The sequence below is a fragment of the Streptomyces sp. NBC_00466 genome (assembly GCF_041433995.1).
Lineage (GTDB): Bacteria > Actinomycetota > Actinomycetes > Streptomycetales > Streptomycetaceae > Streptomyces.
The window spans coordinates 936,821-962,234 of record NZ_CP107896.1 but is presented as its reverse complement, the minus strand read 5'-3'; the positions used below and the strand labels follow the sequence as shown (position 1 = coordinate 962,234).

General features: G+C 71.1%; 27 protein-coding genes. 20 read left to right on the top strand and 7 right to left on the bottom strand.

What is annotated here, in order from left to right; translation table 11 throughout:
* Positions 1 to 36: 36 nt before the first annotated feature.
* Entirely contained in the window at positions 37 to 687 is a 651-nt protein-coding gene (locus OG210_RS04180; protein WP_328332317.1) for a thymidine kinase, read from the top strand.
* Between the two features lie 48 nt (positions 688 to 735).
* Here the strand turns inward: OG210_RS04180 and OG210_RS04175 are convergent, their stop codons facing one another.
* Positions 736 to 1,383 (bottom strand): GntR family transcriptional regulator, encoded by a 648-nt coding sequence (locus OG210_RS04175; RefSeq protein WP_328332318.1) that lies wholly within the window; start codon positions 1,381 to 1,383, stop codon positions 736 to 738.
* A 188-nt stretch (positions 1,384 to 1,571) separates the two neighbouring features.
* Between OG210_RS04175 and argH the strand changes: the two genes are divergently transcribed.
* The 7 genes from argH to OG210_RS04140 all read left to right on the top strand — a co-directional run bounded on the left by argH (position 1,572) and on the right by OG210_RS04140 (position 9,209).
* Entirely contained in the window at positions 1,572 to 2,996 is a 1,425-nt protein-coding gene (argH, locus tag OG210_RS04170) for an argininosuccinate lyase (protein ID WP_328332319.1), read from the top strand.
* 151 nt (positions 2,997 to 3,147) lie between these two features.
* On the top strand, positions 3,148 to 4,077 hold the full coding sequence (locus OG210_RS04165) for an amino acid ABC transporter permease (RefSeq protein WP_328332320.1): 930 nt from the start codon (positions 3,148 to 3,150) through the stop codon (positions 4,075 to 4,077).
* Positions 4,074 to 4,862 carry an amino acid ABC transporter ATP-binding protein gene (locus tag OG210_RS04160; RefSeq protein WP_328332321.1) on the top strand — a complete coding sequence of 263 codons (789 nt, stop codon included), beginning with the start codon at positions 4,074 to 4,076 and terminating at the stop codon, positions 4,860 to 4,862. The genes OG210_RS04165 and OG210_RS04160 overlap by 4 nt, the downstream gene beginning before the upstream one ends.
* Positions 4,863 to 4,960: 98 nt before the next feature.
* Entirely contained in the window at positions 4,961 to 5,836 is an 876-nt protein-coding gene (locus OG210_RS04155; RefSeq protein WP_371535015.1) for an ABC transporter substrate-binding protein, read from the top strand.
* Positions 5,837 to 5,900: 64 nt separating this feature from the next.
* Positions 5,901 to 6,818 (top strand): polysaccharide deacetylase, encoded by a 918-nt coding sequence (locus OG210_RS04150; RefSeq protein ID WP_371535014.1) that lies wholly within the window; start codon positions 5,901 to 5,903, stop codon positions 6,816 to 6,818.
* Positions 6,811 to 7,767, top strand: coding sequence for a polysaccharide deacetylase (locus OG210_RS04145; protein WP_371535013.1), 957 nt, complete (start codon positions 6,811 to 6,813; stop codon positions 7,765 to 7,767). The genes OG210_RS04150 and OG210_RS04145 overlap by 8 nt, the downstream gene beginning before the upstream one ends.
* Positions 7,764 to 9,209, top strand: a complete 1,446-nt coding sequence (locus tag OG210_RS04140; RefSeq protein ID WP_371535012.1) for an MmgE/PrpD family protein — start codon at positions 7,764 to 7,766, stop codon at positions 9,207 to 9,209. Before OG210_RS04145 ends, OG210_RS04140 begins: the two co-directional genes overlap by 4 nt.
* Before the next feature lie 80 nt (positions 9,210 to 9,289).
* On the opposite strand, the gene OG210_RS04135 is transcribed toward OG210_RS04140, so the two are convergent.
* A complete protein-coding gene (locus tag OG210_RS04135; protein ID WP_328332330.1) occupies positions 9,290 to 10,063 on the bottom strand; it encodes a VOC family protein in 774 nt (257 codons plus the stop codon).
* Between the two features lie 205 nt (positions 10,064 to 10,268).
* Here OG210_RS04135 and OG210_RS04130 point away from each other — a divergent pair, with 205 nt between their 5' ends.
* A complete protein-coding gene (locus OG210_RS04130) occupies positions 10,269 to 11,096 on the top strand; it encodes a sulfurtransferase (protein WP_328332332.1) in 828 nt (275 codons plus the stop codon).
* A gap of 69 nt (positions 11,097 to 11,165) precedes the next feature.
* On the opposite strand, the gene sepH is transcribed toward OG210_RS04130, so the two are convergent.
* Positions 11,166 to 12,224, bottom strand: coding sequence for a septation protein SepH (gene sepH / locus OG210_RS04125; RefSeq protein WP_328332334.1), 1,059 nt, complete (start codon positions 12,222 to 12,224; stop codon positions 11,166 to 11,168).
* A 477-nt stretch (positions 12,225 to 12,701) separates the two neighbouring features.
* Between sepH and OG210_RS04120 the strand changes: the two genes are divergently transcribed.
* Positions 12,702 to 13,709 (top strand): hypothetical protein, encoded by a 1,008-nt coding sequence (locus OG210_RS04120; RefSeq protein WP_371535011.1) that lies wholly within the window; start codon positions 12,702 to 12,704, stop codon positions 13,707 to 13,709.
* A gap of 31 nt (positions 13,710 to 13,740) precedes the next feature.
* On the opposite strand, the gene OG210_RS04115 is transcribed toward OG210_RS04120, so the two are convergent.
* On the bottom strand, positions 13,741 to 15,093 hold the full coding sequence (locus OG210_RS04115; RefSeq protein WP_371535010.1) for a D-arabinono-1,4-lactone oxidase: 1,353 nt from the start codon (positions 15,091 to 15,093) through the stop codon (positions 13,741 to 13,743).
* On the bottom strand, positions 15,020 to 16,297 hold the full coding sequence (locus OG210_RS04110) for an MFS transporter (RefSeq protein WP_328332340.1): 1,278 nt from the start codon (positions 16,295 to 16,297) through the stop codon (positions 15,020 to 15,022). Before OG210_RS04110 ends, OG210_RS04115 begins: the two co-directional genes overlap by 74 nt.
* Positions 16,298 to 16,435: 138 nt before the next feature.
* Here OG210_RS04110 and OG210_RS04105 point away from each other — a divergent pair, with 138 nt between their 5' ends.
* Both OG210_RS04105 and OG210_RS04100 read left to right on the top strand, forming a co-directional pair.
* The gene (locus tag OG210_RS04105; RefSeq protein WP_371535009.1) at positions 16,436 to 17,548 is read left to right on the top strand and encodes a ferrochelatase; all 1,113 of its coding nucleotides are present in this window, start codon (positions 16,436 to 16,438) and stop codon (positions 17,546 to 17,548) included.
* An 18-nt stretch (positions 17,549 to 17,566) separates the two neighbouring features.
* On the top strand, positions 17,567 to 18,367 hold the full coding sequence (locus tag OG210_RS04100) for an inositol monophosphatase family protein (RefSeq protein ID WP_328332343.1): 801 nt from the start codon (positions 17,567 to 17,569) through the stop codon (positions 18,365 to 18,367).
* 62 nt (positions 18,368 to 18,429) lie between these two features.
* On the opposite strand, the gene OG210_RS04095 is transcribed toward OG210_RS04100, so the two are convergent.
* A complete protein-coding gene (locus OG210_RS04095) occupies positions 18,430 to 18,639 on the bottom strand; it encodes a hypothetical protein (protein WP_328332344.1) in 210 nt (69 codons plus the stop codon).
* Between the two features lie 308 nt (positions 18,640 to 18,947).
* Between OG210_RS04095 and OG210_RS04090 the strand changes: the two genes are divergently transcribed.
* The 4 genes from OG210_RS04090 (at position 18,948) to OG210_RS04075 (ending at position 22,542) form a co-directional block, all read left to right on the top strand.
* On the top strand, positions 18,948 to 19,601 hold the full coding sequence (locus tag OG210_RS04090; protein WP_327294825.1) for a response regulator transcription factor: 654 nt from the start codon (positions 18,948 to 18,950) through the stop codon (positions 19,599 to 19,601).
* A gap of 7 nt (positions 19,602 to 19,608) precedes the next feature.
* Positions 19,609 to 20,856, top strand: a complete 1,248-nt coding sequence (locus OG210_RS04085; RefSeq protein WP_328332346.1) for an ATP-binding protein — start codon at positions 19,609 to 19,611, stop codon at positions 20,854 to 20,856.
* A 394-nt stretch (positions 20,857 to 21,250) separates the two neighbouring features.
* A complete protein-coding gene (locus OG210_RS04080; RefSeq protein WP_164260119.1) occupies positions 21,251 to 21,547 on the top strand; it encodes a DUF4193 domain-containing protein in 297 nt (98 codons plus the stop codon).
* An 11-nt stretch (positions 21,548 to 21,558) separates the two neighbouring features.
* Positions 21,559 to 22,542, top strand: a complete 984-nt coding sequence (locus tag OG210_RS04075) for a hypothetical protein (protein ID WP_328332348.1) — start codon at positions 21,559 to 21,561, stop codon at positions 22,540 to 22,542.
* Between the two features lie 16 nt (positions 22,543 to 22,558).
* Here the strand turns inward: OG210_RS04075 and OG210_RS04070 are convergent, their stop codons facing one another.
* Positions 22,559 to 23,011, bottom strand: a complete 453-nt coding sequence (locus OG210_RS04070) for a DUF3093 domain-containing protein (RefSeq protein WP_328332350.1) — start codon at positions 23,009 to 23,011, stop codon at positions 22,559 to 22,561.
* A gap of 58 nt (positions 23,012 to 23,069) precedes the next feature.
* Between OG210_RS04070 and OG210_RS04065 the strand changes: the two genes are divergently transcribed.
* The 4 genes from OG210_RS04065 to kdpF all read left to right on the top strand — a co-directional run bounded on the left by OG210_RS04065 (position 23,070) and on the right by kdpF (position 25,414).
* Complete coding sequence (locus tag OG210_RS04065; RefSeq protein ID WP_328332352.1) at positions 23,070 to 23,654, top strand: PaaI family thioesterase; 585 nt, start codon at positions 23,070 to 23,072, stop codon at positions 23,652 to 23,654.
* Positions 23,651 to 24,166, top strand: a complete 516-nt coding sequence (gene dut / locus OG210_RS04060) for a dUTP diphosphatase (RefSeq protein WP_328332354.1) — start codon at positions 23,651 to 23,653, stop codon at positions 24,164 to 24,166. The genes OG210_RS04065 and dut overlap by 4 nt, the downstream gene beginning before the upstream one ends.
* A gap of 1 nt (position 24,167) precedes the next feature.
* The gene (locus OG210_RS04055; protein ID WP_328332356.1) at positions 24,168 to 24,935 is read left to right on the top strand and encodes a DUF3710 domain-containing protein; all 768 of its coding nucleotides are present in this window, start codon (positions 24,168 to 24,170) and stop codon (positions 24,933 to 24,935) included.
* Between the two features lie 395 nt (positions 24,936 to 25,330).
* The gene (kdpF, locus tag OG210_RS04050) at positions 25,331 to 25,414 is read left to right on the top strand and encodes a K(+)-transporting ATPase subunit F (RefSeq protein ID WP_164260163.1); all 84 of its coding nucleotides are present in this window, start codon (positions 25,331 to 25,333) and stop codon (positions 25,412 to 25,414) included.

The following is a 25,414-nucleotide window of genomic DNA, read 5'->3' as shown; positions in this document are numbered from 1 at the left end:
TCCCCCTCCGCAGATCTGAAAGGCCCTCGACTTCCCATGCCTGAACTGGTGTTCTTCTCCGGAACAATGGACTGCGGAAAGAGCACGCTGGCGCTCCAGATCGAACACAACCGCTCGGCGCGTGGTCTGCAGGGCGTGATCTTCACTCGCGACGACCGGGCCGGCCAGGGCAGGCTCTCCTCCCGCCTCGGTCTGGTGACGGAGGCTGTCGAGGCGGCGCCCGGCATGGACCTCTACGCCTATCTGGTGGGCCTGATGTCGAAGGGCGGCAGGGTCGACCATGTCATCGTGGACGAGGCGCAGTTCCTGGCGCCCGATCAGATCGACCAGCTGGCCCGCGTCGTGGACGACCTGAACCTTGACGTCTTCGCCTTCGGCATCACGACCGACTTCCGGACCAAGCTCTTCCCCGGCTCGCAGCGGCTGATCGAACTGGCGGACCGCATCGAGTCCCTGCAGGTCGAGGCGTTGTGCTGGTGCGGCGCGCGGGCCACCCACAATGCCCGCACCGTGGGCGGCGCGATGGTCGTGGAGGGCGAGCAGGTCGTCGTGGGTGACGTCGACCGCTCGGCCGAGGAGGTCGGTTACGAGGTGCTCTGCCGACAGCATCACCGCCGGCGCATGACGAGCGGAGCGGTCAGGGCCGCGGCGCTCTCTCCTGACGTCCTGCCCTCCAACTCCGTCTGAGCGGGGGCTTCCGTCGCTCCTCGTGGCCGGTGCCCCACCGGGGCGTACTCAGTCCGACAGCATGACGAACGCTTTCGCATGGGAGAGATGGCGTTCGACCCGGACCACCGCCTCCTCGACCCTGGACTGCCGGATCAGGGACATCATCTCGCTGTGCTCGCGCAGCATCTCCGGCAGATCGTCGCTGTCCATGTCCACCAGGGTGAGCGCGAGCCGTAGTTCGGCCATCAGCGACTCCTCGACCGCTGCCAGCCGCGAACTGCCGAGCAGTCCCACGATCGACACGTGGTACCGCAGATGCGCCTCACTGATCGTCGAGGGGTCACCGCCCGCCACCGCGGCCTCGTAGGCGGACATGGCGTCGGCCAGCGCGGCCAGTTCGGCGTGGTCCGCGTCCACCACCGCCCGGACTCCGGCGACCTCCAGGATGCGGCGGGTCCGGAAGATGTCGTCGATCTCCGTGTGCGTCAGCCGGCGGACGGAGACGCCCTTGTTCGGCACCTTCACCAGGAGCCCCTCGACCGTCAGCATCTGCAGGGCCTCACGCACGGTGCTGCGGGAGATCTTGAAGCTCTCCACCAGGCTGCTCTCACGCAACGGCGTTCCCGGGCGCAGCCGCCCGCTGTACATCTCCTGACGCAGAGCCTCGGCGACCCGGTCCACCACGCTGGAGCGGGAGATCTGGATTGGTTCCATGGGCCCACTCTACTGCCGGGTTGTCTGATTGTCGGACGATCTATTGACTTCCCGTGAGCTGCGATGACAAGTTGTCGGACAATCCGGTGCGCGAGACATGCGCCGCGGAGGATCCCATTCCCGCTCGATCCCGGCAGGGCCATGCCCGCTGTCATGCCCCTGCCTGAGGCCCTGAGGAGCGTACCCACGTGACTGTGACCACCCGCCTGTGGGGCGGCCGATTCCGTGAACCGCCGTCATCTGCTCTCACCCGGCTCTCCCGCTCCGAGCCGAGCTACTTCGACATGGCCCCCTATGACCTCGCGGGCTCCCGCGCCCATGCCAGGGAACTGGTCAGGGCAGGCATCCTCGACGACGGCGAACTGACCGTCGTGCTCGACGCGATCGACGTACTGGACCAGGACTACCGCGACGGTGCGGTGACTCCGGAACCGGACGACGAGGACGTACACACCTTCCTGGAGCGGGTGCTGATGGAGCGGCTCGGGACGCTCGGCGGAAAGCTGAGAGCCGGTCGCTCCCGCAATGACCAGTGCGCCAACGACCTGCGGCTCTACCTGCGCGACCGGGCGCGCCGGATCAGCGACGCCTCCTGCGAACTGATCGAGGCGCTGACCGCGCAGGCGGCCGACCACACGCACACCGCGGCTCCGGGGTTCACCCACCTCCAGCCCGCCCAGCCGGTCGTGTTCGGACACCAGCTGCTCGCTCACGCCCACGCGCTCGACCGGGACATGGACCGGCTGCGTGACTGGGACGTACGTACGGCGCGCTCACCGCTCGGCGCCGCGGCCCTCGCGGGATCCTCCATCGCGGGCCATCCGGAGCTGTCCGCCGCCGAGCTCGGTTACGACCGGCCCTGCGCCAACTCGCTGGACGCGGTGGGCAGCCGGGACCATGTGGCGGAATTCCTGTTCGTGGCCTCGATGCTCGCGGTGGACGTGTCACGGCTGGCCGAAGAGGTGTGCCTGTGGTCGTCGCGGCAGTTCCGCTGGGTCGAACTCGACGACCGCTTCGCCACCGGCTCCTCGATCATGCCGCAGAAGAAGAACCCGGACATCGCCGAACTCGCCCGTGGCAAGGCCAGCCGTCTGACGGGCAATCTCATGGGCCTGCTGGGCGCTCTCAAGGGGCTGCCCTTCGCCTACAACCGCGATCTCGCGGAGGACAAGCACGCCGCGTTCGACAGCGTGGAGACACTGCTCATCGTGCTGCCCGCGATGGCCGGTCTCATCGGAGCCCTCCGGGTGAACACCGAGGAGCTGCGGGTCCAGGCCACCGCGGGGTTCACCCTGGCGACCGAGATCGCGGACTGGCTGGCGCTGCGCGGCGTGCCGTTCCACGAGGCCCACGAGATCACCGGGGCCGTCGTCCGCAGGTGCGAGGACTCGGGCGTCGACCTGACGGAGCTCACCGATGCCGAGCTCGCCGAGACAGACCCGAGACTCACCCCTGAGGTCCGTCGCGTACTCACCGTGGAGAGCGCGCTCGCGGCGAGGTCCGCGACCGGCGGCACCGCGCCGGCGCAAGTGGTCGCGCAGATCGGTGAACTGACCGAACACGTCGGGACGCACCGCCGGTGGGCCGCCGACTACCGGGGCCCGCGCGTCTGAAGCGCGCCGGTTCCGTTCCCCGCCGACGCACAGCGCACCTGAACTCCAAGACCCCCGGTCCGCCCCGCCTCCGCCCCGGTTTCCGCATGCGACGGCCGGACCGGGCCGTACGCCACCACCGCGACGGTATTCAGACCCCGAGAGGAACGACATGACTGAGCCAGCGCTCACGGCCGGCCGGGCACGCCCTTCGCCGGGCCCCGCCCCCGACCAGGATCTGCTCACCCGCAGGCGCCGTCACCCCGGCCGCTGGGCCGGCGCGGCCGCGGTCTTCCTGGTCGCGGTGTTCTTCGTCCGTGCCTTTGCCGGAGCCCAGATCGACTGGGGCGTCGTCCGCCACTATCTCGGGGCCACCGAGCTGATGACGGGCCTCGTGACGACCCTGGTCCTGACAGTCGTCTCCATGGTGCTCGGTATCGCGCTGGGCCTGCTCGTCGCCGTCATGCGCCTCTCGAAGAATCCGGTGACGAGCGGTGTCGCCTGGTTCTACGTCTGGGTGTTCCGCGGGACCCCGGTGTATCTGCAGCTTCTCCTGTGGTTCAACCTGGCGCTGATCTTCCCGCTGGTTTCGGTGCCCGGCGTTTACACGGCGCGGACCGTCGACCTGATGACGCCGTTCGTGGCGGCCGCGCTCGGCCTGGGCATCAACCAGGGCGCGTACACCTCGGAAGTCGTCCGCGCCGGGATTCTGTCGGTGGACGAAGGACAGCTCGAAGCCGCGTACACGATCGGGATGAGCACGGCCAAGGCGATGCGCCGGGTGGTGCTTCCGCAGGCGATGAAAGTGATCATTCCGCCCATCGGCAACGAGACGATCGGGATGCTCAAGACCACCTCGCTCGCATCGGCGGTCGGGGTGACGGAGATCCTGCTGCAGGCCCAGCATCTGTACTTCGTCAACAACCGGATCATGGAACTGCTGATCGTCTGTGCCGTCTGGTATCTGCTGGCCGTCTCCGTGCTGAGCATCGCGCAGTTCTATCTGGAGCGGTACTTCGCCAGGGGCTCCGCCCGGCCCGTCCCTCCCAGCCCCCTGCGGCGCCTGCTCGCTGCCACCCGCGGAAAGCCGGTGCTCCGATGAACCACCACCCCTCCGGGCCGGCCGACGTCCCGCTGCTCCGTGCCGAAGGCGTCCAGAAGCGGTTCGGTGAGAACCACGTGCTCCAGGGCATCGATCTGGAAGTCCCGGCAGGCGAGGTGCTGTGCCTGCTGGGCCCCTCGGGGTCCGGCAAGAGCACATTCCTGCGCTGCATCAACCACTTGGAGACCATTGACGCGGGGCAGATCTGGCTGGGCGACGAGACGATCGGCTACCGCCGCCGGAAGGGGCACCTGGTCGAGAGGACCCAGCGGGAGATCGTGCGCCAGCGGCTGTCCATGGGCATGGTCTTCCAGCGCTTCAATCTGTTCCCGCACCGCACCGCGCTCCAGAACGTCATCGAGGGGCCCGTGCGGGTCAAGGGCGAGAAGCCGAAAGCCGCGCGCGAGCAGGGGATCCGGCTGCTGGAGCGGGTGGGCCTCGCGGACAAGAGTGACGCCTACCCGCGTCAGCTCTCCGGCGGACAGCAGCAGCGGGTGGCCATAGCGCGGGCGCTGGCCATGGAACCCCGGCTGATGCTGTTCGACGAGCCCACCTCCGCCCTGGACCCCGAACTCGTCGGTGAAGTCCTCACCGTCATGAAGGACCTGGCGGACACCGGGCTCACCATGATCGTGGTCACCCACGAGATCGGCTTCGCCCGTGAGGTGGCGGATCGGGTGGCCTTCCTCGACGGCGGCAGAATCCTCGAAATCGGTACACCGTCCGAGGTGCTGGGCTCTCCCCGCAACGAGCGCACCAGGGCCTTCCTGTCCCACGTCCTGTGACCATCCGTGTCCCGTGTCCTGTGTCTTGTGTCCCGTGAACCGGCGAACACCTGCCCCCTCGGCGGACATCGGCCGGAAGACGCCCATTGGAGATCCACATGCTCCGAAACTCCGGCCCGCTGCGCCTCGCCGCGCTCGCGACGGCCGCGGTCCTTCTCATCTCGGGCTGTACCCACTACCACCCGGTGCCGGCGGCGAAGGCCAAGGCCGCCGGTCTCCCCGACACCGTCGCGAAGACCGGCACCCTCAGAGTGGGCATGTCGCCGGACTTCCCGCCCATGGAGTACCTGGACGACAAGACGCACAAGGTGGCCGGGGCCGACATCGATCTGATCAGGGCCGTGGGCAAGCGGATGGGCGTGCGCGTCGACATCGTCCAGCAGTCCTTCGACCAGCTGACCAGCTCCGTACAGACCACCAGAACCGACATCGCGATGTCCGGTCTCTCCGACACGGCGGAACGGCAGAAGACCGTCGACTTCGTCGACTACTTCGCGGCACGCGGGCGCATCTACACCCTCAAGGGCAAGGCCGGCGCGTACCGGAAGTTCACGGACGCCTGCGGCAAACACCTCGCGGTCGGCAAGAAGGTGGATTACTACCAGCAGATCCAGGATGTGAGCCGGAAGTACTGCGTGGACGCCGGGCGTCCGCCGATCCGGATCCTGCCCGCCGACTCGGGTGCCGCAGCCCGGCTCCAGCTCCAGCAGGGCCGGGTCGAACTCGCCGCCCAGGGCGAGGAGAACCTCACCTACTTCAGCAGGAGCGACCCCTCCGCGTTCTCCGTGGTGATGCCCCCGCTGCCGACCACCCCCTTCGCCGTCGTGATCAAGAAGGGCGACACCACGATGGCCCACGCGGTGCTGAAGGCACTGAAGGCCATCGAGAAGTCGGGCGAATACCAGCGCATCCTCAAGGCGGCGGGCCTCGGGTACGGCATCACGGAGCCGGTGATCAACGGCACCGGGTCATGACCCGGCCGGAAGCACATCAAGCCCCGCTCCCCGGTCCCGGCAACTCCCAGCGAATCGAGCACCCTTGACCACGTCTGCCCGTACAACCCCCCTGTCCGCCGCAGCGGCGCCCGCCCCCGACGGGCGCTGGCCCGGCGGGGCCCGGAGCGCCGTCGCGCTCGCCTTCGATCTGGACGGCCCCACCGGCGACGCGATGCTGAGCGGCGAGATCTGGCACAAGCCCGGCTACTTCTCGCTCGGCGCCTACGGCCCCTACCGCGCGTTGCCGCGCATTCTCGGTCTCCTCCGGTCGGCCGGAGTGACCGCCACCTTCTTCGTGCCCGCGTGGGTGATCGAGACCTGGCCCGACGCGTGCACCGCCATCGTGGAGCAGGGACACGAAGTGGCCCACCACGGCTACCGGCACGAGCGGTACTGGGACCTCACGCCTGCTGAGCAGGCCGAGGTGATCTCCCGTAGCCAGGAGGTCTTCACACGGCTGCTCGGCGCTCCCGCCGAGGGGTTCCGTACCCCTTCGGGCGACTGGCATCCGCAGACACCACGGCTCCTGCTCGAAGCGGGATTCACCTACTCCAGTTCCATGCGGGGCGACGACCGGCCCTACTTCCACGAGATCGACGGGGCGGCGACATCCCTGGTGGAGATTCCCGGCCGGTGGGACCTCGACGACTACGCCTCCCTCGCCTACACCCGTGAGCCCGACTTCCCCAAGGGCCAGGACCGGATCGCCAGTTACGAACTGACCCTGGACAACTGGATCAGGGAGTTCGACGGCCATCACGCCGAAGGGCTCTGCATGACAACCCTGTTCCATCCCAAGGTGTCCGGCAAGCCGGGCCGGCTGCTGCTGCTCGAACGGTTCCTCGCGCACATGAGCGCACAGCCCGGGGTCTGGTTCGCCACCTGCCGGGAGATCGCCGGATGGTGGGCGCGCCAGGCCCCGCCGGCCGTCGGCGGGCCGGAGGTGACCGCGCATGTCTGACACGCCTGCCGCCTCCTGTGCGGCCGTGGCCGCGGCGGAGCCCCCGCGGTGGCCCCGGGGCATCCGCTGCGCCGTCGTCGTCAGCGTCGACCTCGACGCCGAACTCCCGCTGCTGGCCGCCGACCCGACCACCGCACAGCGGGTGAAGACCCTCTCGGTCGGCCGCTACGGTGCGACCCGCGGGGTGGACCGGCTGCTCGCCGAGTTCCAGTCGCAGGGGGTGACGGCCACCTGGTGCGTTCCCGGCCGCAACGCGGAACGGTACCCGCACCTCCTCCACGCCATCGCCGGGCACGGACACGAGATCGCCCACCACGGCCACGCCCACGAGGACTTCAGCGGCCTCGGCCTGGCCGGGCAGCTGGACGTGGTCGACCGGGGTTCCGCTGCCATCGCCGACGTGACGGGTGAACGGCCCCGCGGCTTCCGTATCCCGGCGGGGGAGTGGGCGGCGGGCTTTCCCGATGCCCTCGTGGACCGGGGATTCACCTGGTCCTCGTCGCTGCACGGCGACGATCTGCCCCACTTCCATCCGGCCCGGACGGCCGGTCCCCGTACCGGTACGGGCACGGAGCGCCGGCTGACCGAAATCCCGGTCCACCACGAGCTGCACGACCACCCGTACTTCTTCTTCAACCTGGACCCGGCGTTCCCCGCAGGCCAGTCGAGGATCGCGCCGTACCGCGAGGTGCTGGGCAACTGGACCACCGAGTTCGACGCCTACCACCGGTTCGGACTCTGCTACGTCCTGCGGCTCCAGCCCGAGGTCACCGGCACCCCCGGCCGGATCGGCCTCGTCAGGGAACTCCTCCGCCATATCCGGAGCCACGACGACGTCTGGATCGCGACGGCCGGTGAGGTCGCCGAGTGGTGGGCGGCCAGGAACGCCACCAACGCGCCCGGCCATCCCGCCGAGGTATTCGACCGTCTCACAAGGGAGTTGGCATGACTGCCACAGCGGCGCCCGGCTCCGGACGTACCGGTGACGCGCTCGGCGCGCTGGCCCGGTTCACCGCGCACACCCGGCTCGCCGCGATCCCGCAGCCTGTGGTCACCAAGGCCCAGCACCACGTCCTGGACACGCTCGGGGCCGCGCTGGCCGGTTCCGCGAGTACGGAGGCCACAGCCCTGCTCGGGCTGCTCGCCGCCTCCGAACCGGGTGGAGCCGGCACGGTCTGGGGAACCGGTTCCCGGGTGGCACCGCGTGCGGCGGCGCTCGTCAACGGGGTGTCGGCGCACGCCCTCGAACTCGATGACGCCGGCGGCTGCGACCACTCGGGCGCCGTCGTCGTCCCCGCCGCGCTCGCCGCCGCCGAGGTGGCCGGACACCCGGTGTCCGGGGCCCGGTTGCTCGCAGCCGTCATCGTCGGTTACGACGTGGCCCGCCGTGTTCTGGAGGCCTGCGGCGGCTACGCGCCGCACAACGAGGCGGGCTGGCACTCCACCGGCACCTGCGGCCCGTTCGGGGCAGCCGCGGCGGCGGCAGCCGTCCTGGGGCTCGACCCGGACAGAACCGCCCACGCCCTCGCGCTCTCCGCCAGCTTCAGCGGCGGCATCTGGGCGTTCGTCCACGACGGGGCCATGAGCAAGCGACTGCACGCGGGGCGGGCAGCGGAGGCGGGGCTCACCGCCGCGCTCGCGGCGCGGCACGGGATCACCGGACCGCGCGCGGTGTTCGACGACACCTGGGGCGGATTCCTGCGCACCATCGCGCCCGGCTCCGCCACACCGGCCGCGCTCACCGCCGGTCTCGGTGACCGGTGGCGCGTCTCCCGCTGCTCGATCAAGCCGTACGCGTCGTGCCGTTCCACCCACTCATCGGTCGACGCCGTGGCCGGGCTCATGGCGGACCACGGCCTCGGGCCCGACGACGTCGCCTCGGTTCATGTACGGCTCTCCGCCTTCATCCACGGGATGTGCGGTGCCACCGCGTGCGGCACTCTCGCGGCGGCCCAGCTCAGCCTGCCGTACGCGGTGGCTGTGCGGGTCGCGCTCGGAACGGCCGACCTGACGGCGTACTCGGCGAAGAGCCGTGCGTCGCCGGCGGTCCGGTCGGTGCTGGACCGGATCACCCTGGAGGTGGACGAGGGGATGACCGGCGACACCGAGCCCGTGATCACGCTCACCACCCGCACCGGTGCCTGCCACACGGGCCAGGTAACCGACCCGCTCGGCTCGCCCACGAACCCCCTGGACGGCGCCGCGGTCACCGCCAAGTTCCACGGGCTCGCCACCCGGGTACTGGACCCCGCCGCCGCACTCACCGTCGCGGGCACGGTACGGGAGTTGCCGGACCTGCCCGACGTCCGGGTTCTGCTCTCGGCGCTCGCCACCACGGCAGCCGCACCTGCCCCATCGGCTCTCCCGCTCCCCGCGGGCCCGTGCGGATGACCCGTGCTCAGGCCGCCCCCGGATCACTGAGAAACCGCCAACGGCGCGCGTCCGTCCGCCTCCTGGTGTCCGACGGGGCGTCAGCGCTCCGTCCGTACGACGGTGAAGACCGCGCCCTCCGGATCGGCGACGGTGGCCAGCCGCCCCGACTCGCCCTGGCGCGGCGGCTGGAGCGCCTGCCCGCCCAGCTCGGTCACCCGGCGTACGGCCGCGTCGACGTCCGCCACCTCGAAGTACGTCATCCAGTGCGGACCCCTGTCGCGGGGCAGCGCCTGCCCGGCCCCGTGCAGCGAGGCGACTGCCCGGCCCTCCAGATACAGCGTCAGACAGTCGGAGCCGTCCGGGACGACCGCTTCCGTCTCGTAACCGAACACCGCCTGGTAGAACTTGCTGACCGACCCGGTCTCCCGGGTCATCAGCTCGTTCCACACCGGAGTTCCGGGCACACCCCACTCCGCTGTGCCCACGTGGGCCGCCGCCTGCCAGATGCCGAAGACCGCGCCGTCGGGGTCCGAACCTATGGCCAGCCGCCCCGCCTCGCCCGCGTCGAGCGGGCCGACTCCTACCGTCCCGCCGCAGTGTCTGACGGCCTCCGCGGTGGCGTCGACGTCGTCGGAGGCCAGATACGTCGTCCAGGCGATCGGCAGGTGCCGGTCGGGCGGCATCTGTCCGATCCCAGCGACCTCACGGCCGTCCAGCAGCGCACGTACGTAGGGGCCCAGTTGGTCGGGACCCGGCCGGAACTCCCAGCCGAACAAGCCGCCGTAGAACTCCTGGGTCTCTGACAGGCCGTGCACCATCAGACTCACCCAGCAGGGGGTTCCGGGCCTGCGCCGCGATGCTGCCTCGGTCATTTTCGCTCTCTCCTCGGACCATCGGTGGTGGCCGTGCGGGGGTCGGTGGGCCGCCCCCCGCCCAGATGCTTCCACCACCTGCCGCGCGCGGCGCCCCGGCCGCGCCGCATTTTGCACGTTCCAGCAGGAGGATGCCTGTTTTGGTACTCCTCGTCCTTTTCTACGGCGTTACGTGTGCGCCGGACTCTGGGCGAGGATGGCAGTCATGACACCCATCATTACCGCATCCGATCTCGCGAGCGAGTTGGCCGGACCCCGTCCGCCGGTGCTCCTCGACATCCGCTGGCAGCTCGGCGGCCCGAACCTGCGCCCCGAGTACGAGGCCGGCCACCTCCCCGGCGCGGTCTTCGTCGACCTGGACACGGAGCTGGCGGGTCCGCCCGGCGCGGGCGGCCGCCACCCGCTGCCCGACCCCGCCGGACTGGGCGCGGTGCTGCGCCGCGCGGGTGTCTCGGCGGACACCCCGGTCGTCGTGTACGACGGCGGCCAGGGGTGGGCCGCGGCGCGCGCCTGGTGGCTGCTGCGCTGGACCGGCCACCCGGCCGTCCGGGTGCTGGACGGGGGTCTCGCATCCTGGTCCGGGCCGCTCTCCACGGACACGCCGGCGCCCGCGCCGGGCGACTTCGTACCCGCGCCGGGGGCGCTGCCGCTCCTCGACGCGGACGGCGCGGCCGAGCTGGCCCGCAAGGGCGTGCTGCTGGACGCCCGCGCCGCCGAGCGCTACCGGGGCGACGTGGAGCCGATCGACCGGGTCGGCGGGCACATCCCCGGCGCGGTGTCGGCCCCGACGTCGGAGAACACCAGAGCAGGCGGGCACTTCCTCGCTGCCGGTGAACTGGCCGCGCGGTTCGCCGCGTTGGGGGCGGCGGACCAGGGCGCGGAGGTCGGCGTCTACTGCGGATCAGGTGTGTCGGGCGCACATGAGGTGCTGGCGCTGGAGATCGCCGGGATCCGGGCCGCGCTCTACGCGGGGTCCTGGTCCGAGTGGTCGTCGGACGAGTCCCGCCCGGTCGCCACGGGGCCCATGCCCTAGAGCTGCGGGCGCAGAACGGGGCCCGTACGCACTGCGTACGGGCCCCCGCTCCGGGTGCTGCTGTTCTCGCTACTCCTGCTTCTTGCGCCGGGTGCCGAAGACGATCTCGTCCCAGCTCGGCACGGCGGCACGCCGGCCCGGGCGGACGCCGTCCGCCTCGGCCTGCCGGTCCGTCGTCCCGGTGAGCCGGTCGCGGTGACCGGCCACCGCACGCGGCATCAGCACGTCCGCGTACGCCGAACCGGCCCCGGCGGACGCCGCGGGCGGCTCCTCGGACTCCGGCTCCTGCGCGGGCTCGGACGGCGGGAGTTCGGGCGGCGCGGGGCGCTCGGGCACGACCATGTCGCCCCGGAAGCTCGGTACGGCCTCCAGCAGGCTGGTCAGCGAGTCCCGCTCACCGCTGCCGCTCTCCTCGGGCTCGGGCGGGGCGGGCACCGGTGCGGTGGGCCGCTCCATCTGCCGGTCCAGGGCGCGGTCGAGCGGCCGGTCGCGAGGCAGCCGGGCGATCCTCGGTACGAACGGGAAGCTCGGCTCCGGCGCGGCCAGCGAGTCGTCCGACTCGCCGATCAGGGACCGCGCCTCGTCGTCCATCGCCTGCACCAGGCGGCGGGGCGGGTCGTAGCTCCAGCTCGCCGAGTGCGTCTCGGTGGCGACCCGGTAGACCAGCAGGACCTCCCAGGTCCCGTCGTCGCGGCGCCAGGAGTCCCAGAGCACGGTGTCCCGCTCGGCGCCGCGCAGCAGCAGCCGCTCGTTCACCGCCTCGCCGAGCTGCGGACCGGTGCCGGTGTTCTCACCGGCACGCCGTACGGGTGTCTTGCGGGCGCGCTCCGCCATGAACGCGCGCTCCGCGAGCACCGGCCCCTCGAAGCGGCGGACCCGGTCGACCGGGATCCCGGCCATCTGGGCGACCTCTTCGGCGGAGGCGCCGGCTCTTATACGCGCCTGGATGTCACGGGGACGGAGGTGGCTCTCCACCTCGATCTCGATCTGGCCGAGGCGGGCGCGGTCATTACGGACCGCAGCACGCAGCCGCTCATCGATCGGAAGCGTGTACTCCGTACTGTCCGCAGCTTTGAGCACCAGTCGTGTGCCGTCATTCGAGACGGCCACGACACGCAGTTCGGGCATGGGAACCTCCCGGGTGGTGCCTGCCGACGTCACGTGCGTCGCTGCTTCCGCTAGTCGAGTGTGGCCTGCCCGGGTACAGCACGCCACAACCTTGCCGAGTTATCCGGCGTGTCGGGCCTCAGCCCTGGAACGCCGTTATGGCACGGTTACCTGTTTGCGACACAGAGCGACCGTCGGTCACTCTGTGCAGCGAGGCGCCCGTGCGCTGCCTATGGTGCCGCCGGTTCGAGTGCCGTCTTAGGCCCCCTCCCGCCTGTCCGGACACCCCTGAGGGAGGCCGGGCCCAGGGCTCGCCACAGTACTCCATTCGGGCCAAGGGGGTGGACGGCTCGCCGCTGAACTTCCCGGGGTCCGGCGGAGGGGGAGCCTCGTCAGTGCCGCCAGCGTATGCCTGCGGGTGTTGTGCTTCACACAATCTTCTGAAGTGGAACTATCCACTTCGCTCAAATGTCCTTTTCTGGTGCAGGGTGTACCCAGATGGACAAACAGGGGCTGGTGATGGAGCAGAAGCCGGACGGCGGCGCAGAGACCGGAAGCGGGAAGGGGAGGCAGCTCGATCTGAGCGTCCCTCAGGTCGCGGGCAGCGCGTTCGCCGCTGTGGTGGCGGCGGTGCTGGCCTCGAAGCTCGGCGTGTACGGAACGATCATCGGCGCGGGCCTGGTGAGCGTGATCGCCACCTGTGGCGGCACGATCTTCCAGCACTTCTTCCGGCGCACCGGGGAACAGATCCGCGAAGTGACGGTCCAGGTCAAGCCCAAGGCCATGAAGATCCCGGTGCGGCAGGTGCCGGGGGCCTCGGAGCCTGGGGAGGCGCCACCGACGATCATGGTGCCGCGGCCCGGACGGTCCGACGCGGACCGGACGGGGTGGACGGGCCTCCCCGGCGACGGGGAGCCGGACGCGACGCGGCTGCTGACGCCGGTCGCGGGCGAAGGGTTCACCGACGAAGAGTTCACCGAGGCCACGACCCACGGGACGAGGGTGCGGGGCTGGAAGCGCTCGTCCCTCGCGGCCCTGGTCGTGTTCCTCGTGGCGATGGCCGGGATCAGCGGCTTCGAGCTGCTCTCCGGGCACGGGCTCAGCGGCGGCTCGGGGACGACCGTGGGCTCAGTGGTCGGGGGCGGCGGGACCCGGCACCACTCGCCGGAGCCGTCGGTTCCGGCCGACCCTCAGCAGAGCCAGGACCCCCAGCAGCACGACCGGCAGCCGAGCACCGGCCCCGACCCGTCGCCGAGCACCGGCTCCGGATCCGGCGGCACCGGCCAGTCGAAGCCCGACCCCGGCAAGAGCGGCACGTCGGCCGATCCGACACCCAGCCCCTCGCAGCCCGCGACGGGCGGCGGCGCGCAGACCCCGGATCCGACGCCGTCCGCCTCGTCCGGTGACGGCTCGGGCTCCACTTCGGGCCAGGGCGGCACCGGCGGGCAGGACAGCGCGCCGGACGCCGCAGCGGAGAACCCGGCGGGACAGCACCCCGCCGGGTGACGGGCCCCGGCGGCCCGTCACCCGGCGGAGGTCACTCGCCCAGGACCCGGCGCAGGTAGTCGTTGCCGAACAGCCGCTGCGGGTCGAGCCGGTCGCGTACGGCCGTGAACTCGCCGAAGCGCGGGTAGACCTCCGCCAGGTACGCCGCGTCGCGGGTGTGCAGCTTGCCCCAGTGCGGCCGGCCGCCGTGCGCGGTCATGATCCGCTCCACCGCGGTGAAGTACGCCCGGTGCGGGGTGCCCCGGTACATATGCGCCGCGATGTACGCGGTCTCCCGGCCGGAGGCCGTCGAGAGCGCGATGTCGTCCGCGGGCGCGGTGCGGACCTCCACGGGGAAGCTGACCCGCAGCGGCGAGCGCTCCACCATCGCCCTGACCTCCCGCAGCGCCCCGACCGCGGCCTCCCGGGGGAGGGCGTACTCCATCTCCACGAAGCGCACCCGGCGCGGACTTGTGAAGACCTTGTACGGGATGTCCGTGTAGGTGCGGGCGGACAGCGCCCGGCTGGAGATCTTCGCGATCGCGGGAATCGTCGCGGGCACGGCCCGGCCCAGCGAACACGCCGCCTGGAAGACGCCGTTGGAGAGCAGCTCGTCCTCGATCCAGCCGGACACCCGGCCGGGCGGGGCGGCCGGGCCCGCACTGCGGTTGTTGCGCTTGGTGTTGCAGTTGCCGGTGTGCGGGAACCAGTAGAACTCGAAGTGCTCGTTCTCGGCGACCAACTGGTCGAAGTCGGCGGTCACCCGGTCGAAGCCCATCGGCTCCTCGCGGGCCGTCAGCAGGAAGACCGGCTCCACCGCGAAGGTGATCGCCGTGACGACACCCAGCGCGCCGAGCCCGATCCGGGCAGCCGCGAAGACGTCGGGGTGCTCCGTCGCCGAGCACGTCAGCACCGAGCCGTCGGCCGTCACCAGTTCGAGCGCCCGGATCTGCGCGGATATGGAGGCGGACTCGCGGCCGGTGCCATGGGTGCCGGTGCTGGTGGCGCCCGCCACCGTCTGGTCCATGATGTCGCCCATGTTCGTGAGGGTGAGCCCCTCACGCGCCAGCGCCTGGTTGAGCCGCTTCAGCGGTGTGCCGGCCTCGACCGTCACCGTGCCCGCCGCGCGGTCGATCTCCCGGACGCCGGTGAGGAGACCGGGACGTATCAGCAGCCCGTCGGTCGCAGCCGCCGCCGTGAAGGAGTGGCCGGTGCCGACGGCCTTCACCTTCAGGCCCTCGTCCCCCGCCCGCCTGACGGCGTCGGCCAGCTCGGCGGCGGACGCCGGGGTCACCTCCCGCGCCGGTCGGGCGGTGACATTCCCCGCCCAGTTACGCCAGGTCCCCGCCGGCCGTACCGCGGTCGCCGTCCGTGCCGCAGCCGGTGTTCTTGGTGTACCGGTCATCCGCCCCGCTCCCGTCTAGTGGCACCGGCACATTGAGCCGGCGGTAGCCGGGCAACGCCACCGCGGCCGCGAGCGCTCCCGCCACGAGCGGCACCAGATACCCCTGGCGTGCCCCGCCCGCGTCGACCGCCCAGCCTGCGGCCGAGGAGCCGAGTGCCACACCGACAGCGAGCCCGGTACTGGTCCAGGTCATGCCCTCGGTCAGCCTGCTGCGCGGTACGTGCTGCTCGACGAGGGCCATCGTGGTCACCATCGTCGGTGCGACGAAGAGCCCCGCGACAAAGAGCGCCACGGCCAAGAACGGCAGGTTCCCGGCCAGTTGGAGGGGGATCATACTCAGCGCCATCGCGCACACCCCCACCAGCCACCTGCTGGAAGCGGCCCCCCGGAGGTGCAGCAGTCCGAAGACCGCCCCGGCCAGACAGGATCCGAGCGCGTACACCGCGAGGACCAGACTGGCCAGCGCCTTGTGGCCGCGCTCGTCGGCGAACGCGACCGTCACCACGTCGATCGACCCGAAGATCGCGCCCGTCGCCACGAACGTCAGCACCAGCAGCCGCAGCCCGGGGGAGGCCAGCGCGGAGCCGCCGGGGCCGTGCCCGTGCGGATGCGGGGCCGGTTCGGTGGCGCGCTGCGCGGTCAGCCAGCACACCCCCACGACGAGGAAGCCGCCCGCCATCAGCGGACCCGCCTCGGGGAACCAGGCGGTGGAGAGCCCGATGGAGAGGATCGGACCGAAGATGAAGCACACCTCGTCGACGATCGACTCCCAGGAGTACGCCGCGTGCAGCATCCGCGGATCGCCCCGGTGGAGCGCCGCCCAGCGGGCGCGGACCATCGAGCCGACGCTCGGGACGCAGCCCCCGCCGGCCGCGCAGACGAAGAGCGTCCAGTCCGGCAGCCGCTGCTGCGCACAGACCAGCAGCCCCGCCACGGCGACGGCGGAGACGACGGTCGCCCGGCGGAGCACCCGCCGCTGTCCGTGCCGGTCGACGAGCCGGGAGATCTGCGGGCCGATGGCGGCCGCGGACAGTGCGAGCGTCGCGGAGAGCGCGCCGGCCAGGCCGTACCGCCCGGTGAGCTGCGAGATCATGGTCACCACGCCGATGCCCAGCATGGACAGCGGCATCCGGCCGAGGAGTCCGGCCGCCGAGAACCCCTTGGTGCCGGGGGCGGCGAAGATCGCACGGTAAGGACTGGTCAAGAAGGGCTCCGGTAAGGCGTACTGATGGTTTGCGCAGCTTACGGGCGCTGATCGGCGCCGAGCACCGGGGGCGGCTCCGACCGGGCCTTCCGTGGGGGGTCCCGGAGCCTGTCGGACCCGGATGGCAGGATCTGGGGCATGTCCGATCAGCGTGATCCAGCTCCCTACGACGCCCTCCTGCTGCTCTCCTTCGGCGGCCCCGAGGGCCCGGACGACGTGGTCCCGTTCCTGGAGAATGTGACCCGCGGCCGCGGCATCCCGAAGGAACGGCTCAAGGAGGTGGGACAGCACTACTTCCTGTTCGACGGGGTCAGCCCCATCAACGGCCAGAACCGTGCCCTCCTCGACGCGCTCCGCAAGGACTTCGCCGGGCACGGCCTCGACCTGCCGGTGTACTGGGGCAACCGCAACTGGGCGCCGTATCTGACCGACACCCTTCGCGAGATGACCGCCGACGGGCACCGCCGTATCGCCGTCCTGGCCACCAGCGCGTACGCCTCGTACTCCGGCTGCCGCCAGTACCGCGAGGACCTCGCGGGGGCGCTGGCCACGCTGGCGGCGGAGGGCCTGGAACTGCCGCGGGTCGACAAGCTGCGGCACTACTTCAACCACCCGGGTTTTGTCGGGCCGATGGCGGACGGCGTCCTGAAGTCCCTTGCGGAGCTGGACGGCGCGGTCCGGGCCGGGGCGCACCTGGCGTTCACCACGCACTCCATTCCCACCGCCGCCGCCGACAGCTCGGGGCCCGACGGCGGGGCGTACGTCGCCGAGCACCTGGACGTGGCACGGGTGATCGTCGAGAAGGTCCGCGCCGAGACGGGCGTCGACCACCCCTGGCAGCTCGTCTACCAGTCGCGCAGCGGCTCCCCGCAGACCCCGTGGCTGGAACCGGACATCTGCGACCACCTCACGGAGCTGCACGGGTCGGGGGTGCCCGCGGTCGTCATGGTGCCCATCGGCTTCGTGTCGGACCATATGGAGGTCCTGTACGACCTGGACACCGAGGCGGTCGCGAAGGCGGCCGAACTGGGCCTGCCCGCCGTACGGTCGGCGACCGTCGGCGCCGACCCGCGCTTCGCCGCCGCGGTACGCGACCTCCTGCTTGAGCGGGCGGCCACCGAGCGGGGCCGCCCGGTGGAGCACTGCGCACTCGGCGCGCTGGGCGCGTCGCACGACGTCTGCCCGGTCGGCTGCTGCCCGGCCCGCACGGCCAGGCCGGCGGCCGCGGGCGCCGACAGCCCGTACGCGTAATCAGCCCGAGGGAGAACCGTGACCGACCCGCTCCACACCGAACTGCTCGAACTGGCCCTGGAGGCCGCCCGGCGCGCAGGGGCGCTGCTGCGGGACGGGCGCCCCGCCCACCTGGAGGTGGCGGCGACCAAGTCCAGCCCCATCGACGTCGTCACCGAGATGGACATCGCGGCCGAGAAGCTGATCACCGGCTACCTCACCGGCCTCCGTCCCGACGACGGCTTCCTGGGCGAGGAGGGCGCGAGCTCCGAGGGCAGCAGCGGTGTCCGCTGGGTCATCGACCCGCTGGACGGCACCGTGAACTACCTCTACGGACTGCCCACTTGGTCCGTCTCGATCGCGGCCGAGCAGGACGGCGAGACCGTCGCGGGGGTGGTGGCGGCCCCGATGCGCGGCGAGACGTTCCACGCGGTGCGCGGCGGCGGCGCCCACCTCGGCGGCGCGCGGCTGCGGTGCAGGCCCTCGCCCCCGCTCGACCAGGCACTGGTGTCGACCGGCTTCAACTACGTCACGACCGTGCGCACCCACCAGGCGGCCGTGGCGCAGCGGCTGATCCCGCAGCTGCGGGACATCCGGCGCGGCGGCTCGGCGGCCATCGACCTCTGCGACGTGGCCGCCGGCCGGCTCGACGGGTACTACGAGCGGGGGCTGCACCCCTGGGACCGGGCGGCCGGTGACCTGATCGCCCGTGAGGCGGGCGCACTGACCGGTGGGCGGCCCGGGGAGCGCCCGACGGACGACCTGACGGTCGCCGCGTCGCCCGGCGTCTTCGAACCGCTCCAGGCGCTGCTGGAGCAGTACGGCGCCTGGCACGACTGAGCACGGACGAGGCCCCCGGCACCTGGAACGGTGCCGGGGGCCTCGTGGATGCGCTGTACGGGTCAGGCCGCCGCGGTACGGATGTCCGCGCCGGACTCGGCGGTCAGGGCGGGCTCGACAGCCACGCCGTGTTCGGCCGCGAGGCGGTGAAGATCGTCCAGCTCGCCCTGCTCGACCTCCGCCAGGAAGTCGTCGCCGGACTCGCGGGCACGCGTCAGGTCGGTCTGTGTGGCCTTTATACGCTGCAGCAGACCTGCGGTGAATGCGTCCATGGGTGCGCCCCCTCGTCGTGGGTCGGTGGCACGGGGGTGTGCCGAGGGTTGTCAACTGATCACGCGCCCCGGTGGTGTCGGAGCGGGGTGTGGCGCGCCCCGTACAGGGCGTGATCGGCGGGTGTGCAGTCGTCCTCCCCCTGCTCTGCCTCAGAGAAACCTCAACCGCACCGGGAATCCCTGAATTCCCCGGCGTCCGCTGCCGGGCACTGCCTTACAGCCGGTTTATGGCCGTACGGGGCAGGATGGAAGTACACACCCCATGCAAGACCTGCCCGGACACGGGCTGTAACGGAAGGACAAGCGCCGTGCGCGTACTCGTCGTCGAGGACGAGCAGCTGCTCGCCGATGCGGTGGCCACCGGACTTCGCCGGGAGGCCATGGCCGTCGACGTCGTGTACGACGGCGCCGCGGCCCTGGAGCGGATCGGGGTCAACGACTACGACGTCGTGGTCCTCGACAGGGACCTGCCGGTGATCCACGGCGACGACGTCTGCCGCAAGATCGTCGAACTCGGCATGCCCACCCGGGTCCTGATGCTCACGGCTTCGGGCGACGTCAGTGACCGTGTGGAGGGCCTGGAGCTCGGCGCGGACGACTATCTGCCGAAGCCCTTCGCGTTCACCGAGCTGACCGCGCGGGTCCGGGCACTCGGGCGCCGTACGACGGTCGCCCTGCCGCCCGTTCTGGAGCGGGCCGGCATCAAGCTGGACCCCAACCGCCGCGAGGTCTTCCGGGAGGGCCGCGAGATCCAGCTGGCCCCCAAGGAGTTCGCCGTGCTCGAAGTGCTGATGCGCAGCGAGGGCGCGGTCGTCTCGGCCGAGCAGCTCCTGGAGAAGGCCTGGGACGAGAACACCGACCCCTTCACCAACGTCGTACGGGTGACCGTCATGACGCTGCGCCGCAAGCTCGGCGAGCCCCCGGTCATCGTGACCGTGCCGGGCTCGGGCTACCGGATCTGAGCGCCCCGTGGCCAACAGCCCGGCGGCGCCCGCGGCGCCGCCCAAACCGACCTGGGACCCGAAGAGCTCGGAGTCCCTCTCCCCGTTGCTGCGGCCGACCATCCGGATACGCCTGACGCTGCTCTACGGCGGGATGTTCCTGATCGCCGGGATCCTGCTGCTGACGATCATCTACATGCTGGCGGCGCAGGCGCTGCACAACGGCAGCCAGCCGCCGTTCAGGCTGATTCCCGACAGCAAGGTGCAGCTGACCAGCAACTCGTGCCCCGCCCTTTCGGCGAACGGTATTTCGGCGGACCAGGCGAACGCAGCCCTCCAGGCCTGTGTCTCCGCGGAGCGTCAGCACGCGCTCGACGACCTGCTGACCCGGTCGCTGTACGCCCTGGTCGGCCTCAGCATCATCGCCTTCGCCTTCGGCTACGCGGTGGCCGGCCGGGTGCTGTCCCCGCTCGGCAGGATGACCCGTACGGCCCGCCGCGTGGCCGGTACGGACCTGACCCGGCGGATCGAGCTGGACGGCCCGGACGACGAGCTCAAGGAGCTCGCCGACACCTTTGACGAGATGCTCGACCGGCTGGAGCGGGCCTTCACCGCGCAGCAGCGGTTCGTCGCCAACGCGTCGCACGAACTCCGCACACCGCTGGCCATCAACCGCACGCTCCTGGAGGTGCACCTCTCCGACCCGGGTGCACCCGTGGAGCTCACCCAGCTCGGCAAGACACTGCTGGCCACCAACGAGCGCAGCGAGCAGCTGGTCGAGGGCCTGCTGCTGCTCGCCCGCAGCGACAACCAGATCGTCGAGCGGAAGCCGGTCGACCTGGCGGAGGTGGCCACCCGCGCCATCGACCAGACCCTCGCGGAGGCCGCGACGAAGGGGGTGGAGATCCGCGGGGAGCAGCAGCCCGCGGTCGTCCAGGGCAACGGCATCCTGCTGGAGCGCATCGCCCTGAACCTCGTCCAGAACGCCGTGCGCTACAACATCGCGGAGGACGGCTGGGTGGAGGTCACCACCGAACTGCAGCCGGGCCAGGCGCTGCTGGTGGTTTCGAACACGGGTCCCGTGGTTCCCGCTTACGAGATCGACAACCTCTTCGAGCCGTTCAGGCGCCTGCGTACCGAGCGGACCGGCAGTGACAAGGGCGTCGGGCTGGGCCTGTCCATCGCGCGCTCCGTCGCCCGCGCTCACGGGGGCCGTATCATCGCGGAGCCCCGCGAGGGCGGTGGCCTCGTGATGCGTGTCACGTTGCCTGTCTGAGCCGGTCGGTGGGGGTAGGTCGGATGTTCGCTTTGCGCGGAATTTCCGGGACGCGTTCCCGTGGGACGGATGTGCGATCGGTCACAGGGCCGATATTGCGTCTACCTACTCTCCGTGATCCCCAAATCCCCGAAAACCTGGGAAAACCCTGGGTTTCCAGGGGGTGCGATCACGGGAAGTACACGGGGTGGTGCCCGCAAAGCACTCCCCGGGACCGTGTACGGTCCCGATCGCCATCCAAATCGATCTCTCCCCAGGGATCCGGTTGGGTGTCGATTGAGTAACAGACCTTGATGTGAGGCAAAATCTCCGCCTCGGGTCGGGCACAAGTCCGGCCTCTCACGCGTTACGTGCGCTGGAGACACCGCAAATACCCAGAGGGGGAGAGCGCGACATGGCTACGGATTACGACACTCCACGCAAGACCGACGACGACAGCGACCAGGACAGTCTGGAAGAGCTCAAGGCGCGTCGGAACGACAAGTCGACAGCTGCTGTCGACGTCGACGAGTTCGAACAGGCCGAGGGTCTTGAGCTGCCCGGCGCCGACCTGTCCAACGAAGAGCTGTCGGTCCGGGTGCTGCCCCGGCAGGCCGACGAGTTCACCTGCATGAGCTGCTTCCTCGTGCACCACCGCAGTCAGCTGGCGCGCGAGAAGAACGGCCAGCCCATCTGCCGCGACTGCGACTGAGGCAGTCGGTAGTGGCAGGCGCGACACCGTCCCGGAAGCGACGCTTCCGGCGGAAGGGTTCCCCCGAGGACCAGCAGGGCGGCACGGGCCCGGCAGAAGGTGCGGAAGCACCCGCCGAGCCCCTCGCCCTCCGGCCCCCGGAGGAGAACGACCACGGGGCGAGCGCGCTCGTCAGCAGCGCACGTGACGACGAGCGGGGCCTCCCGGCCTCGCTCGACGAAGCGGCGCCCTTCGCCGCTGTGGCACGCGGCGTGCAGGACGGACCCATGACCGGGGCCCGTCGGCTGGGCGCCCTCAGACACGGCATACAGCACGGGATACAGCAGGGCATCCAGAAGGGCGGCGAAGGCGCGAAGGCGGGGTTCGCGTACATCACCGACCGCATCATCGACATCGCACCCCGGATCCCGGTCCGCGACCTCGCGACGCTGCGCAAGCACTTTCCCGGTCTCGGACCGGAGGAGATCGCCGACCGGCTCGTCGCGGGCGCGGCCAACGCGACGTCCACCGTCGGCGCGGGCATCGGAGCGGCCGCGATGCTCCCCGTACCGCTCGCCATGCCGGCAGAGATCGCCGCGGAGATCACCGGGGTCGCCGCGATCGAGCTGAAGCTCATCGCCGAACTGCACGAGGTCTACGGGATGCGCCCGCCGGGCGGCCTCAAGGACCGCTCCACCGCCTATCTGCACGCGTGGTCGGGCGAGCGCGGCTTCGACATCACCAAGCCGTCCACGTTCACCGCGATCGGCGGCCAGATGAAGCGCGAAATGCGCCAGCAGATCATGAAGCGCACCTTCCGCGACCTGCCGAACCTGATGCCGTTCATGGTGGGCGCCACCGTCGGCGCCGTGATGAACCGCCGGGACACCAGGAAACTCGCCGACAAGGTGCGCAAGGACATGCGCAAGCGCCAGGTCCCCTGGGACGCCCTCCCCGAGCTGCCACCGCTGCGGCAGCCGAAGGAGCTCCCCGGCGTACAGGCCGAGGGCCTCTAGGGCCTGTCCGCGGCCGTCAGTCCTGGGCGGCGGGCACCGCGGTCAGCGCCGTTTTGAGCGCCTCGGGGTCGCGGGTCGAGAGATAGGCGTACGGCGTCGGGTCGGACGGGTCCGTGATCTCCACCCGCACGGCCGTGCGCACATAGCTGCGCATCAGCATGAAGGCGCGCGGATCGGCCTTGTACGAGCGCCAGGCGATTGTCTCCTCGGCGTCCAGCACCGTGGCCTCGCCCAGCGCGGAGAGCGGGATCTTCGCGTCGCCCGCGACGAGCGAGCCCGCGACGACCCGGATGCGGACCGAGCCGTACGAACTCACGATGATGCCCGCCACCGCCGCCCCGCCGACCAGGCCGCCGAGCATCGGCAGCGTGCCGAGCGGCAGAGTGATCAGCGCGCCCGCGAACCCGACCAGCAGGGCGATCAGCCACCAGGAACGGGGCGCGGTGAGACGTTCTTCGTAAGGCTGCATGAAGCCAAGCTTGGCATGGTGCCGTCCCCGCGTTGCCGCGCGGGTAATGTCTGCGGCTGTGACACGAACATCTTCAGCGCTGACGCCCCCGGCCGACGCCATAGCGCCCGTGCGCCACCACGATGCCCCGGCCCCCGGAGAGCTGCTCGGAGCGCACTACGCGCACTGTTTCGGCTGCGGCGAGGGACAGCCGCACGGGCTGCACCTCCAGGCGCGGGCCGGCGAAGGTGTGAGCGTCACCGCCGAATTCACCGTGGCCCCCGCCCACCAGGGCGCTCCGGGCCTCGCGCACGGCGGTGTGCTGACCTCCGCGCTGGACGAGACGCTCGGCTCGCTGAACTGGCTGCTGCGGGTCATCGCGGTGACCGGCCGGCTGGAGACCGACTTCGTACGGCCCGTTCCGGTGGGCACCGCGCTGCACCTGGACGCCCGGGTCACCGCGGTGAGCGGCCGGAAGATCTACTCCACGGCGACCGGCCGGATCGGCGGCCCGGACGGGCCTGTCGCGGTCCGCGCCGAGGGCCTGTTCATCGAGGTCAAGGTCGAGCACTTCACCGAGAACGGACGGCCGGAGGAGATCCGGGCCGCGATGGACGACCCCGACCAGATGAAGCGCGCCCGCGCCTTCGAGGTGAACCCATGAGCCGTACCCCTGTAGATGTACTGATCCGCCGTGTCGACCCCGAGGTGCCGCTCCCCGCCTACGGGCACCCGGGCGACGCGGGCGCCGATCTGGTGACCACCGAGGCCGCCGAGCTGGCGCCGGGGGAGCGGACCGTGCTGCCCACCGGGATCTCGGTGGCGCTGCCCGACGGGTACGCCGCATTCGTGCACCCGAGGTCCGGGCTGGCGGCCCGCTGCGGGCTTGCCCTGGTGAATGCCCCGGGGACGGTCGATGCCGGGTACCGTGGAGAGATCAAGGTGATCGTGGTCAATCTCGATCCGCGCGAGACGGTGCGGTTCGAGCGCTTCGACCGGATCGCCCAGCTGGTAGTACAGCAGGTCGAGAAGGTGCGCTTCCATGAGGTGGCGGAGCTTCCCGGCTCGGCACGGGCCGGAGGGGGCTTCGGGTCCACCGGCGGACATGCCGCTGTGGGCGGGCCACAGGGTGGGAATCGATACGCATCGGTCGTATCCGACCGGGAAGGACAGTGACGTGTTCGGACGTCGCAAGAACAGCGGTTCCGACGAGGACGCGACGGGCGAGGCCGGGCAGTTCGACGACGGCGCCGGGAGCGATGAGTCGGCAGAGGTGAGCGGGGCACACAGGTCCGGCCTGCCCCCCGCCCCGCGGCCCGACGGCCCCTGGGACATCTCCGAGGTCCGTGAGGCGGCCGAGGGGCGGGTGGACCTCGGCGGTCTGTTCGTCCCCGGAGTCGAGGGCATGGAGCTGCGCGTCGAGGTCGCGGGCGACGCGATCGTCGCGGCCACGGTCGTCCTGCGCGACAGTGCCGTCCAGCTCCAGGGCTTCGCGGCACCGAAGAAGGAAGGCATCTGGGGTGAGGTGCGCGAGGAGATCGCCTCGGGCATCACCCAGCAGGGCGGCATCATCGACGAGGTCGAGGGCCCGCTCGGCTGGGAGCTGCGGGCCCAGGTGCCCGTCCAGCTCCCGGACGGTACGAACGGCGTGCAGCTGGTGCGCTTCGTCGGCGTCGACGGGCCGCGCTGGTTCCTGCGCGGTGTCATCTCGGGGCAGGGCGCTGTCCAGCCCGAGGCGGCCGGGGTACTGGAGCAGATCTTCCGGGACACCGTGGTGGTCCGGGGCGAGGGGCCGATGGCTCCCCGGGACCCGATCGTCCTCAAGCTGCCGGACGACGCGCAGATGATGCCCGACGGCGTCCAGCAGGAGGACCAGGAGGGCTCGCGCTTCTCCGGTGGCATGGGGCAGCTCCAGCGCGGTCCGGAGATCACCGAGGTGCGCTGAACCGCCGCACTGCTGAAACACAGCACAGCCCGAACCACAGCACAGCCTGAACCACAGCACCACAGCCTGACGCAGCACAGCAGGGCCGGTGGCCCGCACTCCTCGACGGGAGTACGGGCCACCGGCCTTTCTGCTGGTCAAAGCCGTGTGGGCCCGGTCACAGGCCGCTGCGTAGGGATCGCGTCAAGGGCGGGGCGATCGCCGTATGGGAGGCGTCAACGAACGGCTGGCGCGCCGTTCGAGGGGGTTTGCTCAGGGAGTCCGTTCTTTCGAATCCTCGAACTGTTTCAGGAGCTCACGATGGCCGATGTGGCCTTCGTCGTCACCATGGTCGCGGTCTTCGCGCTGGTGGCGCTCATCGCCAAGGGGGTGTCGAAGCTGTGACCGGTTCTGCTGTGGAAGCGGTGATCGGCCTCGTGGTGGCCGTCGCCCTGCTGGGCTACCTCGTTCTCGCCCTCGTCCACCCGGAGAGGTTCTGA